The sequence below is a fragment of the Mycobacterium sp. genome, from assembly GCF_052143115.1.
In the GTDB taxonomy this organism is placed as follows: Bacteria; Actinomycetota; Actinomycetes; order Mycobacteriales; family Mycobacteriaceae; genus Mycobacterium.
In genome coordinates this window covers 1-12,404 of record NZ_JBKQTQ010000270.1, presented here as the reverse complement: position 1 = coordinate 12,404, position 12,404 = coordinate 1, and the positions used below count along the sequence as shown (strand labels likewise).

At 65.2% G+C, this 12,404-nt stretch carries 17 protein-coding genes; 14 read left to right on the top strand and 3 right to left on the bottom strand.

What is annotated here, in order from left to right; genetic code table 11:
* Positions 1-173 precede the first annotated feature (173 nt).
* Positions 174-638: a dUTP diphosphatase gene (gene dut, locus ACLQI9_RS26590; protein WP_442378713.1), complete on the bottom strand. Its 465-nt coding sequence runs from the start codon at positions 636-638 to the stop codon at positions 174-176.
* A gap of 25 nt (positions 639-663) precedes the next feature.
* Here dut and ACLQI9_RS26585 point away from each other — a divergent pair, with 25 nt between their 5' ends.
* A complete protein-coding gene (locus ACLQI9_RS26585) occupies positions 664-1,140 on the top strand; it encodes a DUF3093 domain-containing protein (protein WP_442378712.1) in 477 nt (158 codons plus the stop codon).
* 4 nt (positions 1,141-1,144) lie between these two features.
* On the opposite strand, the gene ACLQI9_RS26580 is transcribed toward ACLQI9_RS26585, so the two are convergent.
* The gene (locus ACLQI9_RS26580) at positions 1,145-1,447 is read right to left on the bottom strand and encodes a DUF4193 domain-containing protein (RefSeq protein ID WP_003919098.1); all 303 of its coding nucleotides are present in this window, start codon (positions 1,445-1,447) and stop codon (positions 1,145-1,147) included.
* Between the two features lie 161 nt (positions 1,448-1,608).
* Here ACLQI9_RS26580 and cei point away from each other — a divergent pair, with 161 nt between their 5' ends.
* Positions 1,609-2,259 (top strand): envelope integrity protein Cei, encoded by a 651-nt coding sequence (gene cei / locus ACLQI9_RS26575; RefSeq protein ID WP_442378711.1) that lies wholly within the window; start codon positions 1,609-1,611, stop codon positions 2,257-2,259.
* A gap of 16 nt (positions 2,260-2,275) precedes the next feature.
* Here the strand turns inward: cei and ACLQI9_RS26570 are convergent, their stop codons facing one another.
* Positions 2,276-3,151, bottom strand: coding sequence for an inositol monophosphatase family protein (locus ACLQI9_RS26570; protein ID WP_442378710.1), 876 nt, complete (start codon positions 3,149-3,151; stop codon positions 2,276-2,278).
* Positions 3,152-3,394: 243 nt separating this feature from the next.
* Here ACLQI9_RS26570 and ppgK point away from each other — a divergent pair, with 243 nt between their 5' ends.
* From ppgK to ACLQI9_RS26510, 12 genes are all read left to right on the top strand, one after another.
* Positions 3,395-4,198, top strand: a complete 804-nt coding sequence (gene ppgK / locus ACLQI9_RS26565; RefSeq protein ID WP_442378709.1) for a polyphosphate--glucose phosphotransferase — start codon at positions 3,395-3,397, stop codon at positions 4,196-4,198.
* A gap of 175 nt (positions 4,199-4,373) precedes the next feature.
* Positions 4,374-5,954 (top strand): RNA polymerase sigma factor, encoded by a 1,581-nt coding sequence (locus ACLQI9_RS26560; RefSeq protein WP_442378753.1) that lies wholly within the window; start codon positions 4,374-4,376, stop codon positions 5,952-5,954.
* Positions 5,955-6,045: 91 nt separating this feature from the next.
* Positions 6,046-6,954 carry a tyrosine-type recombinase/integrase gene (locus ACLQI9_RS26555; RefSeq protein WP_442378708.1) on the top strand — a complete coding sequence of 303 codons (909 nt, stop codon included), beginning with the start codon at positions 6,046-6,048 and terminating at the stop codon, positions 6,952-6,954.
* Positions 6,951-7,418: a hypothetical protein gene (locus tag ACLQI9_RS26550; RefSeq protein ID WP_442378707.1), complete on the top strand. Its 468-nt coding sequence runs from the start codon at positions 6,951-6,953 to the stop codon at positions 7,416-7,418. The genes ACLQI9_RS26555 and ACLQI9_RS26550 overlap by 4 nt, the downstream gene beginning before the upstream one ends.
* 101 nt (positions 7,419-7,519) lie before the next feature.
* Positions 7,520-7,789 carry a hypothetical protein gene (locus tag ACLQI9_RS26545; RefSeq protein WP_442378706.1) on the top strand — a complete coding sequence of 90 codons (270 nt, stop codon included), beginning with the start codon at positions 7,520-7,522 and terminating at the stop codon, positions 7,787-7,789.
* Positions 7,779-8,450, top strand: coding sequence for a hypothetical protein (locus ACLQI9_RS26540; RefSeq protein WP_442378705.1), 672 nt, complete (start codon positions 7,779-7,781; stop codon positions 8,448-8,450). The genes ACLQI9_RS26545 and ACLQI9_RS26540 overlap by 11 nt, the downstream gene beginning before the upstream one ends.
* Positions 8,447-9,628 carry an AAA family ATPase gene (locus tag ACLQI9_RS26535; RefSeq protein ID WP_442378704.1) on the top strand — a complete coding sequence of 394 codons (1,182 nt, stop codon included), beginning with the start codon at positions 8,447-8,449 and terminating at the stop codon, positions 9,626-9,628. The genes ACLQI9_RS26540 and ACLQI9_RS26535 overlap by 4 nt, the downstream gene beginning before the upstream one ends.
* Before the next feature lie 157 nt (positions 9,629-9,785).
* Positions 9,786-10,316, top strand: a complete 531-nt coding sequence (locus tag ACLQI9_RS26530) for an HNH endonuclease (protein WP_442378703.1) — start codon at positions 9,786-9,788, stop codon at positions 10,314-10,316.
* Positions 10,317-10,352: 36 nt separating this feature from the next.
* The gene (locus tag ACLQI9_RS26525) at positions 10,353-10,718 is read left to right on the top strand and encodes a P27 family phage terminase small subunit (RefSeq protein ID WP_442378702.1); all 366 of its coding nucleotides are present in this window, start codon (positions 10,353-10,355) and stop codon (positions 10,716-10,718) included.
* Positions 10,715-11,089, top strand: a complete 375-nt coding sequence (locus ACLQI9_RS26520; protein ID WP_442378701.1) for a hypothetical protein — start codon at positions 10,715-10,717, stop codon at positions 11,087-11,089. The genes ACLQI9_RS26525 and ACLQI9_RS26520 overlap by 4 nt, the downstream gene beginning before the upstream one ends.
* Positions 11,089-11,415: a hypothetical protein gene (locus ACLQI9_RS26515; protein WP_442378700.1), complete on the top strand. Its 327-nt coding sequence runs from the start codon at positions 11,089-11,091 to the stop codon at positions 11,413-11,415. The genes ACLQI9_RS26520 and ACLQI9_RS26515 overlap by 1 nt, the downstream gene beginning before the upstream one ends.
* 248 nt (positions 11,416-11,663) lie before the next feature.
* Positions 11,664-12,263 carry a hypothetical protein gene (locus tag ACLQI9_RS26510; RefSeq protein ID WP_442392405.1) on the top strand — a complete coding sequence of 200 codons (600 nt, stop codon included), beginning with the start codon at positions 11,664-11,666 and terminating at the stop codon, positions 12,261-12,263.
* The last annotated feature ends 141 nt before the right edge of the window (positions 12,264-12,404 follow it).

Here is a 12,404-nt window from a genome sequence, read left to right as displayed (position 1 = left end):
CTCTGCATCGTCGCCGGCGCGGCCAGCACGCCGCTCCTCCTCATCACTTCGCTCTGCATCGTCGCCGGCGCGGCCAGCACGCCGCTCCTCCTCATCACTTCGCTCTGCATCGTCGCCGGCGCGGCCATCACGCCGCTCCTCCTCATCGCTTCGCTCTGCATCGTCGCCGGCGCCTACAAGCTCGCGTGTCCGCCGGAGGAGCCGTGGCCACCCTCGCCACGGGAAGTATCGGCCAGCCCGGCCTCGTCGAACGACGACACTTCGACCAAGTCAACCAACTCGACACGCTGTACCAACAACTGGGCGATACGGTCGCCGCGATGCACGACGATCGGCACCGCGGGGTCGAGATTGATCAAGGCGACCTTGATCTCACCGCGGTAGCCGGCATCGATGGTGCCCGGGCTGTTGACGATCGAAAGCCCTGCCCGCGCAGCTAATCCAGAGCGCGGGTGCACCAACCCGACCATCCCGAATGGAACGGCAACCGCGATCCCGGTCCGCACCAGCGCGCGGTGTCCGGGCGCGAGCTCGACGTCTTCGGCGCTGTAGAGATCGACGCCGGCGTCACCGTCGTGGGCGCGGGTGGGCAGCGGAAGCCCAGGGTCGAGACGAACAACCGCCAGAGTGGTCGACACGGGGCCACAGATTACCCTTGACCGAGTGTCAGGTACGCGAGTCGCGCCGCAAAGCGTGCGGTATCGCGAGCGTTTGTGGGTGCCATGGTGGTGGTGGCTACTGGGTTTTGCGCTGGCGGCGCTGATCGCTCTGGAAGTCAACCAAGGCGTGCCCGGCATCCCGCGGTGGCTGCCGTTCGCGCTGCTGTTCGTGGTGGCGACCGGAGCCCTGCTCTGGCTGGGCCGCATCGAAATCCGGGTCATTGCCAGCGACGGCGGAGTCGAACTGTGGGTCGGCGAGGCACATCTGCCCGTCACCGTGATCGCCCGATCCGCAGAGATCCCCCGGTCGGCCAAATCCGCGGCACTGGGACGTCAACTCGACCCTGCGGCCTACGTGGTGCACCGAACTTGGGTCGGACCCATGGTGCTGCTCGTTCTGGACGACGTCGACGACCCGACGCCGTACTGGCTGGTGAGCTGCCGTCACCCGGAGCGGGTGCTGTCGGCATTGCGCAGCTGACCGATCAGGCCGCGCAGTCGGTACAGATCATCACGCCGTTTTTCTCGCTGGCCAGCCGACTGCGGTGTTGCACCAGAAAGCAGCTCGAACAAGTGAACTCGTCGGCCTGCTTGGGGATCACGCGGACGGACAGCTCTTCGCCGGATAGGTCGGCACCGGGCAGCTCGAAAGACTCGGCGGACTCTGATTCATCGACGTCGACCACCGCCGAAGCCGCCTCGTTTCGCCGTGCTTTGAGTTCCTCTAGGGAATCCTCGGAAACGTCGTCGGTCTCGGTACGCCGTGGGGCGTCGTAATCGGTAGGCATCATCATGTCCCCTCGTAACCTCAAGCAAAGCTTTGTACCAGCGTCGAACGCATCCACCAAACGATTCGTGCCCATAGACCGGGGTGTTCCAGTGTGATTTACGTCACACTGGGTATTTAACCGCGCTACCTCGCCTTAAACATCGCGTTTAGAGTGCGTACGTGGTCGCGCAAATCACCGAAGGCACCGCCTTTGACAAGCACGGTCGACCCTTTCACCGCCGCAACGCCCGGCACGCAATCGTCCTACTGGTCGTACTGCTGGTCGGGAGCGCGGTGGTGTGGACGGTCGCGCTCACCCGTCCGCCCGAGGTCCATGAGGCCGCGGCCTGCAACCCGCCGCCGCTGCCGACGGATCCAGGACAGCCGCACCTGGGTACACCGGTGTCACGCAGCACGATGATCAACGTCACACCGGCAAAACTCGCTGACGCCAAAATCCGCGTATTGAACGCCAGCGGACGCGGTGGTCAGGCCGCCGACATCGCCGGTGGAATGAAAGACCTGGGTTTCGCGCAGCCGACCGCGGCCAACGATCCGATCTATGCCCACGCCCGACTGAACTGCCAGGGCCAGATCCGCTTCGGCGATGCAGGTCAGGCCGGGGCCGCGGCGGTGTGGCTGGTGGCCCCGTGCACCGAGTTGTACCGCGACGACCGCACCGACGATTCCGTTGACCTGGTTCTGGGCACCGACTTCAGCGCGCTGGCGCACAGCGACGACATCGACGCGGTGCTCGCCGGCCTGCGTCCGGGCAACGCTGAGCCGGCCGATCCCGCGCTGCTAGCGAAGATCCACGCGGGCATCTGCTGACCGCCGGGTCGATCGCTCACCCCGGAATCGGAGCCAGTCCGTCGAATCGCTCCAGGACCGCAAGTAACTCATCGGCGATCCCCGGCGCCGCGGCGAACACCAGGGCAGCGGTGCTGTCCGGGTCCCCCGGCTCAGGCAACACCACCCGGGCACCCGCCTCGGCAGCGATCAGCGCGCCGGCTGCACGGTCCCAGACATGCAGGCCGTGTTCGTAGTACGCATCCAGTCGGCCCGCCGCGACCATGCACAAATCCATTGCCGCAGAGCCGATCCGACGCACATCGCGGACGACCGGCAGGATCTTGGCCACCAGCGCCGCCTGCGCCGTACGGCGTCGCCTGGAGTACGCGAATCCGGTGCCCAGTAACGCCATCGACAAATCGTCGACGGCGGTGCACCGCAGCGGGTGGATGCCTTGTTCGTCGATAACGTGTGCACCCTGTCCGGCCGCGGCCGAGTACACCCGCCCGCCCATGACGTCGGCGACCGCGCCGGCCACCGACACACCGTCGACCTGGGCTGCCACCGACACCGCGTAGGCGGGGATGCCGTACACGAAATTCACCGTGCCATCGATCGGGTCGAGCACCCAGGTGACCGTGCCGGCACCGCCGCCTGCCGGATCGGCGGGTCCGCCGATTTCTTCGCCCAGCACCGGGTCACCGGATCGCAGCTGCGCCAACCGATCACGGAGATACCGTTCGGTCTCGGTGTCGACGATGGTCACCGGGTCGGTCGGGGTCGTCTTTGTTCGCACCGCAGCGTGACTCCCGGCGCGCGCGTCGGGGCCGAACACCTCGCCACGACGGCGCCGGACGAACGCGGCCGCTTCCCCGGCCAACGTTTCGGCCACCGAACGCAGGTGTGCCGGTTGGTTCTTTCGCGCGCTCACCTGTCCATCGCATCACAGTTGACGCCGGGCCACTCCGCTCGCGGTTCGGCAGTGGCCGCGAAACAGGCCGGCCAACCGCTCATCCACGCACTAGGGTCAGACTGTCCGACTCGCCCCCGCAAGCGGGTGGGGGTACCTCCAGCCGCGCAGCGGCGAGGGGGCGTGCCCCACCCCGGGCGTTCCGGCCCGCATCGTCGTCGCACTAGGGTATGGGCAGACACCCCGTCTCGTCGAGGAGATTCGATGACCGCTACCGACTCGGGCACCGCCTCGCCCGGGACCGATGTGTCCGGCACGCCGCGCCAGAGTTTCGGTGTCGACGTCGGCGGTAGCGGCATCAAGGGCGGAATCGTCGACCTCGACACCGGGCAACTGATCGGCGACCGGTTCAAGCTGCCGACACCCCAGCCGGCCACGCCGTCGGCAGTCGCGAAGACCATCGCCGCCATCGTCCACGAATTCAAGTGGACCGGTCCGCTCGGCGTGACCTATCCGGGCGTCGTCACCAACGGGATCGTCCGGACCGCGGCCAACGTCGACAAAAAGTGGATCGGCACCGACGCGCGCCAGATCATCAGCGCGGAACTGGACGGCCAGAAGATCGCGGTTCTCAACGACGCCGACGCGGCGGGGCTGGCAGAAGAGCGCTACGGGGCGGGCAAAGACACCACCGGCGTGGTGGTGGTGCTCACATTCGGAACCGGAATCGGGTCGGCGGTCATCCACAACGGGATATTGCTGCCCAACACTGAGTTCGGCCACCTCGAGGTCGGCGGCAAAGAAGCCGAACACCGCGCCGCGTCGTCAGTCAGGGACAAGCGCGGCTGGAGCTACGAAAAGTGGGCTAAGCAGGTGACGAAGGTGCTGGTGGCCATCGAGAACGCGATGTGTCCGGAACTGTTCATCGCCGGCGGCGGGATCAGCCGCAAAGCCGAGGAGTGGGTGCCGTTGCTGAAAAACCGCACCCCGGTGGTTGCCGCCGCCCTGCAGAACACCGCCGGAATCGTCGGCGCGGCGATGGCGGCGACGCGCGACGTGACGCACTGATTTGCCGCTCTGGCCGGGGGATTGCTGTGCTGTCGTTACAATGGTCACCGGCAGCCGCCTGCCCGATAGCGGCGAATATCCACCCTGATAATCGACGCCGACATCCGACATAGCCGACATTTTCCGGTTGAGTGTGCCCAGAGCACCGGAAGTGAGTCCTACCGAAGGGGTTTACGTGGCAGCGACCAAAGCACGACCGGCAACCGAGGAGCCGGTAAAGCGTACCGCCGCCAAGTCCCCCGCCACTGCCGGGGCAAAAGGATCGGCAGCCAAGTCCGCCAACGGCTCCACCACCACAAGGCGGGCCACCAAGACGGCGACGAAGGCACCGGCAAAGACAGCGACGCAGGCCGGTAACGCGCCGGCGAAGTCCGCCAAGACCGGTACCGACAGCGCAACCAAGGCGGGCACTTCGACCAAGAGCGCTGCCGTCAAGTCGGAGACCGGCCGCGGCCGCGCGAAGAAATCAGCGTCGAGCGATGCCCCCAAAGACGTCGAGGTCGTTGCAGATGAGGTTGAGGTCGAGGAAGTCGACGAACTCGACGGCGAGCCGGACATCGAAGGCGAGCCCGGCGAGGAAATCGACCTCGATACCGAAGACCTGAACCTCGACGACCTCGAGGACGAGCCGGCCGACGGTGACGACGACACCCACGCAAAGGTCGACCAAGCCGAGGACACCGAAGCCAGTCCGAAGAAAGTCGCCGACGCGGGGCCAGCCGAGGACGAGGAGATCGTCGAGCCGAGCGAAAAGGACAAAGCCTCAGGCGATTTCGTCTGGGACGAAGACGAGTCCGAGGCATTGCGTCAAGCCCGCAAGGACGCCGAACTCACCGCATCGGCGGACTCGGTTCGCGCCTACCTCAAGCAGATCGGCAAGGTGGCGCTGCTCAACGCCGAAGAAGAGGTCGAGCTGGCGAAGCGGATCGAGGCCGGCCTCTACGCCACCCAACTGATGACCGAGCTCGCCGATCGCGGCGAGAAGTTGCCTGCCGCCCAGCGCCGTGACATGGCGTGGATCTGCCGCGACGGCGACCGCGCGAAAAACCATCTGCTGGAAGCCAACCTGCGATTGGTGGTATCGCTGGCCAAGCGCTACACCGGCCGCGGGATGGCCTTTCTCGACCTGATCCAGGAAGGCAATCTCGGCCTGATTCGTGCGGTCGAAAAGTTCGACTACACCAAGGGTTACAAGTTCTCCACGTATGCGACCTGGTGGATCCGCCAGGCGATCACCCGCGCGATGGCCGACCAGGCCCGCACCATCCGCATCCCGGTGCACATGGTCGAGGTGATTAACAAGCTGGGCCGTATTCAGCGCGAGCTGCTGCAGGACTTGGGCCGCGAGCCCACGCCTGAGGAGCTGGCCAAAGAAATGGACATCACCCCGGAAAAGGTGCTGGAGATCCAGCAGTATGCCCGCGAGCCGATCTCGCTGGATCAGACCATCGGAGACGAGGGCGACAGCCAGCTCGGCGACTTCATCGAGGACAGCGAAGCGGTGGTTGCCGTCGACGCCGTGTCCTTCACCCTGCTGCAAGACCAGCTGCAGTCGGTGCTGGAGACGCTCTCGGAGCGCGAAGCCGGTGTAGTAAGGCTGCGCTTCGGCCTGACCGACGGTCAGCCTCGCACGCTTGACGAGATCGGCCAGGTTTACGGCGTGACCCGCGAACGCATCCGCCAGATCGAGTCGAAGACAATGTCGAAGTTGCGCCATCCCAGTCGCTCGCAGGTGTTGCGCGACTACCTGGACTGAGCGCCATTCCCAATTTTTGGTTTGACCAGCGAATTTGCCAGTCAATTCAGAAATAGTAGACAAGCACAACGCATCCAGTCAAGATATCGGTATGGCGCGTCGCAAGCCTCCAGCACTCGACCTTGTCGCGCTGCTGCCTTCCTGGGAGCTGTCCCTGCGAGCCGAACGCAAGTCGCCGCAGACCATCAAAAGCTACGGCGACGGTGTCCGCGCGTTCCTGCGCTGGTGCGACGAGCGCGGCCACTCCCCCGTCCTGGACCGCGATCTGATGAAGGGATTCGTGGCCGACCTGCTCGAGGGCGGCGCCGAACCGGCCACCGCCCGCGCGCGCCAGCTCGGCGTGCGCCGGTTCTCGGCGTGGCTGACCGAGGAAGGCGAAGTCGACGACGACCCGCTGCTCGGATTGAAGTCCCCCAAGCTCGACTCCAAGGTCACCGACTCCCTGACCGACGACGAGTTGCGGCGTCTGCTCAAGGCGTGCGCCGGTAAGGAGTTCCGCGACCGCCGCGACGAAGCCATTGTGCGGCTGATGGCCGAGACCGGGATGCGCGCCGGCGAGGTTACCGGGCTCCTAGTCGACGACGTCGATCTGATCCGCGGTCTGGTGACGGTGCGCCGCGGCAAGGGCGGCAAAGGTCGCCTGGCGCCATTCGGCCCCCAGACCGCACGAGCGATCGACCGCTATCTGCGCGCTCGGCGCACCCACCGTCTAGCCGACACACCCGCGCTGTGGCTCGGTGACCGCGGCAAGTCTCTGGAGTACTACGGGCTGCATTCGGCGCTGAAATATCGCGCCGAGTTGGCCGGCCTGCCGAAGTTCCATCCGCATCTGCTGCGCCACACCGCGGCGTCGCGCTGGCTGGCTGCAGGAGGCTCTGAGGGCGGTCTGATGGCCGTCGCGGGGTGGTCGACGCGCGACATGATCGACCGCTACACCCGCGCCACTGCCTCCGAACGCGCGGCGGCCGAAGCACGCAACCTAGGGTTAGGAGAGTTATGAACACCGTTGAACCGCAAGGGATATCCCCCTGGGTGACCCAGCTTTGGCATGAGCACCACAACGACGCCCCGCTCCTAGTGGTCCGCTGCGGCGCTGACACCGCAAAGGGTCGGTGTCGGGGTGAGGTCGGACGTGTATGGACGACGCCCCGCGGACTCCTCGCCGAGCTGCGGCAGGAGCGGCCAGGTCGCGAGATGAATGTTTCCCCGGCCGCGGCGACCAAACCCGAGAAGTTCTCGGTTATGCGCCCAGACGGTACCGGGCATTCCAAGCGCACGCCGATTCCGTCGGCCGTCATCATGCTCGAAATGGGCCTACAGGGAATGCTGGTCGCTTGCTCAAAGCATGGTGACTTGGAGTATGACGCCGAGGGTCTACAGACCGCCTGCCGAATCGCGTTTAAGCACCACGACACTGGGCGGACACGCCCACGGTCCGCGTGGCTGCAGCCACTTCCCGACTAGCCGTAGTACAGTGCTTGTTATCAGTCCCTCGCGCTACGCGTAAATGGCCTTCGGCCTGACGCCTCGGACAAGGCGAAACAGCATGAAAGGTCTGTTTCGTCGTGTCCTTAACACAGTCCGAGCGCACGTTGCGCGCTCAAATCGCGGCCCACGAATCTTGGGCTCGCACCGAAGACCCATCCGCTCGAACGGCCAACGCGCGCAAGGCGATGCTCGACAAGTTCGAGCGCCAGGTCGACCCCGAGGGCATCCTGACGCCGGCTGAACGGGCTAAGCGTGCCGAGCACGCCCGCAAAGTCTATTTCAAGCGCCTTGCGTTCAAGTCTGCGCAGGCACGCCGTCGCCGCGGTGGTGATAACAATGCCGCCTAAAGAAGTGTGCCCCGGACATGAGTCCGGGGCCACCTACACCACCAGCGACTGCGACGAAGCCGGTACCCACATCATAGGTGATCGGCCTCGGGTGGACATCGCCCCCGACATCGTGTGTCCGCATTGCGGTCCGTGCATCGTGTGCCCGCACACGATGTTCTACGCCACGCCCACCTCGACGCGGGACGAGCGCACCGACGACCGCTCATTCCGGCAGCGCGTAGAAGACAGGCGCCAGCGCCAAGCCGCCGAACGCGACAGAAGCTACGACCCTGACGCAATCCACGAATGGCTGGGCACCGAACCACCCCGCGCCGCAACAGCTTCGCGTCCACGGCCGGTCGCCATCGCCAAGCCCGGCGGCAATCCGGCATATGTAGCCGCCGCGATCCGCAAGGAGTTGGACGGCCTAGCCGCGCTACCCGCCGTACCCAACGCACGTAACGCCACCCTCAACAACGTGGCGCTGAAGGTGTTCGGGTTCTGCAAGTCCGGCCACGCCGACAAACAGGCGTGTTGGGACGAACTCAAGCGCATCGGTAGTGCCATCGGGCTTACCGACTCCGAGATGGTGGGCTTCGACGGCGCGCACGGCACCCTGGGCTCGGCGTGGGATGGCGCGACACCCCGGCAGGTGCCGGTGCAGGTGGTGGAGATATGACCACAACGAACCTGGATGGTCTCGTCATCGACAACACCGACTTCGAGGAGCAGGTCGAGTTCAGGGCCCACCAGATCCGCGTCAACACCGAAGCCCGGCGACGGGTCGACGCCGAGAACCTGCCAGCGGTGGTCCTGCCGCCCATCAAACGCCTCGACGAGCTGCTCGCAGAGCCCGACACCGAACAGCAGTACCGCATCGATCAGGTGGCGCCCGCAGACGCCCGCATCATGCTCAACGCCCAGTGGAAGGCCGGGAAAACCACCGTCGTCGGTAACCTGGTCCACGCCCTAGTCGACGACGAGCCGTTCCTCGGTCGCTTCACCGTCCACACACCTGCCAGGCATGTGGTGGTCATCGACGACGAACTGTCCGAGCGCACGGTGCGGCGCTGGTACCGCGAGCAGGGCATCACCAACACCACCGCGGTGCATGTGATCACACTGCGCGGCAGACTATCCAGCTTCAACCTGCTCGACGATCGGGTGTTCGCCGAGTGGGCGCAACGGCTTGGCGGACTGGGTTGCGACTACCTCGTGCTGGATTGTCTGCGGCCAATCCTCGACGCGCTGGGGCTCGACGAGAGAAGCGACGCCGGCAAGTTCCTGGCCCCTTATGACGCGCTACTGACCGAAGCCGGAATCAGCGACTCACTGGTGGTGCAGCACATGGGGCACGCCGGTGAGCGTGCTCGTGGTGACTCACGCCTACAGGACTGGCCGGACGCGATCTGGAACATCGTCCGCGAAACAGACAACCCGTCCTCGCCGCGGTTCTTCAGCGCCTACGGCCGAGACGTCGACGTAGCCGAGGGAAGGCTCAGCTTCGACCCGGCCAGCCGGCGGCTGACCTACGCGGCAGGGTCCCGTGGTGACGCCGCAACCGAGGCCGCCCTGGTGGACGTGGTCAAGCTGCTGGCCGCATCCACGGAATCACCGAGCGGACGCGGCATCGAGGACGGACTAAGTGGCACCGACCACAAGCGGACCGCGATCCGCAAAGCTATCAAAAAGTCGGTAACCGATGAGCTGGTGACCGTCATCGACGGCCCCAAGCGGTCCAAGTTGCACACCATCGCCCACCCGTGTGTCGAGTGTGGAATGCCGGTGGCGAGCAAGAGGGAGCGTCACCAGTCCTGCCCTCCACCAGATGCACAGGACGGGGTTCTGTGGCTATGAGAACCATCCAGTGCGCCAGTGCGCCGCAGTGCGCCGTTAGTGCGCCAGCGCACTGCTGTTTGTTAGTGCGCCAGTGCGCCAGCGCGTATATAAGCGCGCACTGCAGCGCACACACAATGCACGCTCCACGCGGGTCGAATGGAAGGTCAATGCGCCAGTGACCGCCGAGGAGCGTTGGGCTGACCTGGCCGGCGCCTGCGGCTACCGCGTATCAGACCGCAGTGAGATCGTCGGCGTGGAACGTCGCGCGCGCACCAACAACGGACTGGGTGAATCCACCCGCCGCGTACCGGCGCACCTCATGTCACAGAGTCTGCGCAATGGTCGGTGCACGGTGCGGCTCTGCGTGGATGGCGTGCCCCGTACCGTCGGCGTGGCCGACGCGGTGTTGGAAGCGTTCCGCGGCCCGCGGCCACGCGGCTACATCGCGGAGCACGTCAATGGAGATCCCCGCGACTGCCGGCTGTGCAACCTGCGCTGGGCTCGACGCGTTCCAGCAAACTCCAGCAAACTCGACACCGACGATCTACCACCCCAGCAAACTCCAACCATGGTCACCGTGACCACGGTTGCCCTCCATCGCCGCAGCTCAGAGGCACAATCCTCAGGGTACCCAGGGCGGGACCTCAGCCTTGACGGGACGGTGATCAGTTCGACCCCCCAAACCGGACGTGTGTGGCCGGTGTAGCAAACAATTGAATCTGGATGGAAGGAGCAAAGCTAAATGACCAGCAAACAACAGGTGTTCGACCCTCCGCGACCGCTCGACCCGGTGGCCCGCGCGGTATGGGACCGCCAGGCGCAGCGGCTGTACCGGGACGGCCGGTGGCACGGCCTCGACCACGATCTGGTCTGTTTGTTCGCCGAGACGACCTCGATGTATTTGCAGCTCAAGGCCGACATTGATCAGCGAGGCATGCTGGTCAAGGGTCGCGGGGATGTCGCGGTTCGGCACCCAGGTCTCACACCGCTGGCGCAGGCGCGGGCTGACATGCTGCGTATCGCGAAGGCCATTCCGCTGGCGGTGCCGGCGGCGCAGGCTGACAATTTCGGTGCTGAGGTTGACCGGCTGCTGGACGAGATCCGATGAGCGACTACTACTGCACCGTCGGTGAGTACACCGCGCAAATCAAGGACTGGGCCGTTTTCGACAAGGAGTGGCGCGAGCATAAGGGGTGGCCGGCGGCCGACCCGAACGTGATCTGGGACTTTGCGCGGGTCGCGGCCGTGTGGGAGCGTCTCCGCTTCGACATGCACACCAAGGGGGCGTCCCCTGGTGACCGTAACCGGCTCGACGAGCTCACCGAGAAGCTGCAGGGATTGGCGACCGAGCTCGGGCTGGGGAAGGTCGACTCGGACGGCTGGCTGCCCGGTGATCCCGGCGTACTCCTGGCCCACCGGCGCGACAACACGATCGACCCATGGCACGAGCACTGCATGTACGCCCCGAGGAGCTGGTAATGACCGCCGAGCCGCATTTCCATTTCACCGATCCGGACCGCCTGGTCGAGTGCTTCCTGTACAGCCTGACCCTGCTGGCGACGGTGGACGACGGCCTAGCCGCGGGCCATGACTTGAAGGATTTGGACGCTGTGGCGTGGCTGTGCGGGCTGGTGAAGCTCATCGGCAGCGCCTGCCGGACGCCCGAGGACGTGTTGTTGTGCAGCCTCGCCGATAAGACCGAGGCGCTGCTCGTCAGCGAGCTGATCCCGGTAGACGGCGATGTCGTAAAAGATTGGCTGAAGGCGCGCGCAGAGCTGGTTAGTTGCCGGTTGGGCGCGCTATAATTAATATAGCGGATAACCGACTGGCGCACGCGGCGCTGACGGGCCACCAGGAAGCGCTTTGGCCATTCCTGACCTGTCTACCCCGGCGGGGCGCGGTTGGCGAAACGCTGATACGGCTTCCGGTCTGCAGAACCGGAGCCGACAACCTGATAACGGTCCCCGGTCCTGCAGGCCGGGGCCGCAGGGTCCTGTCTAACTTTCACGCGCCCAGAAGGCGCGCTCAATCCTATTTCGGAGGTTGAACTCCCGTGATCCAAAAGCAGCTAAAAAAGGCGCGGCTCGAAGAGCTTGGCGTTGAAATCAAACGAGTGACGAATAGTCCCACTCTGAGCACTGAGCAGAAGAAAGCATTTTTCGCGAAGGCTGAGACCGAGATCGACGAGATCAAAAGCGAGCTGAAGACGCCCGAGCAGGCCCACAAGTACTCGTGGGGCACCGAGGCCAGCGCGAGCGTGTCTCAGATGCCCGGCGCTGCCGATGGCGGCCGCATCGTTGCACCGAGCCCGATGGACATGACGCAAGAGCAGGTGCTGGGGCTGTACGCCGCGGCGCAGGCCCGCACCCCGTACAGCATCGAGCTCAAGCCGAAAAGCTATCGGGATGCCATTCAGACCAAGGCAGCGTCTACAGAGGCCGGCATCGGTGGCTCCTTCGGTGGGCAGTTGCCGCCAATTCAGACGCAATTCGCAGTTTCGTTGGGATATGAACCAACTCGTATTTCTGACTTGCTGCCCGGCGCGGCCATGTTAGGCCCGTCGGCGACGTGGCTTTCACATACCGCCAATACGAACGAGGTCGGGATAGTCGCAGAAGCGGGAAGCAAGTTAGACCTAGTACTACAGCCGTAGATCGCGGTCATTGGTGTTGATGGTGTTTTCGGTGGTGGCAGGCGCGGGCGATTGCCTGGTGTTTTCGTCGCCATGTCGACCAGGCCAGGATGTCGGCGACGGTGTGCAGGGGTCGTAGGAGCAGCGCATCGAAAAGTCGAC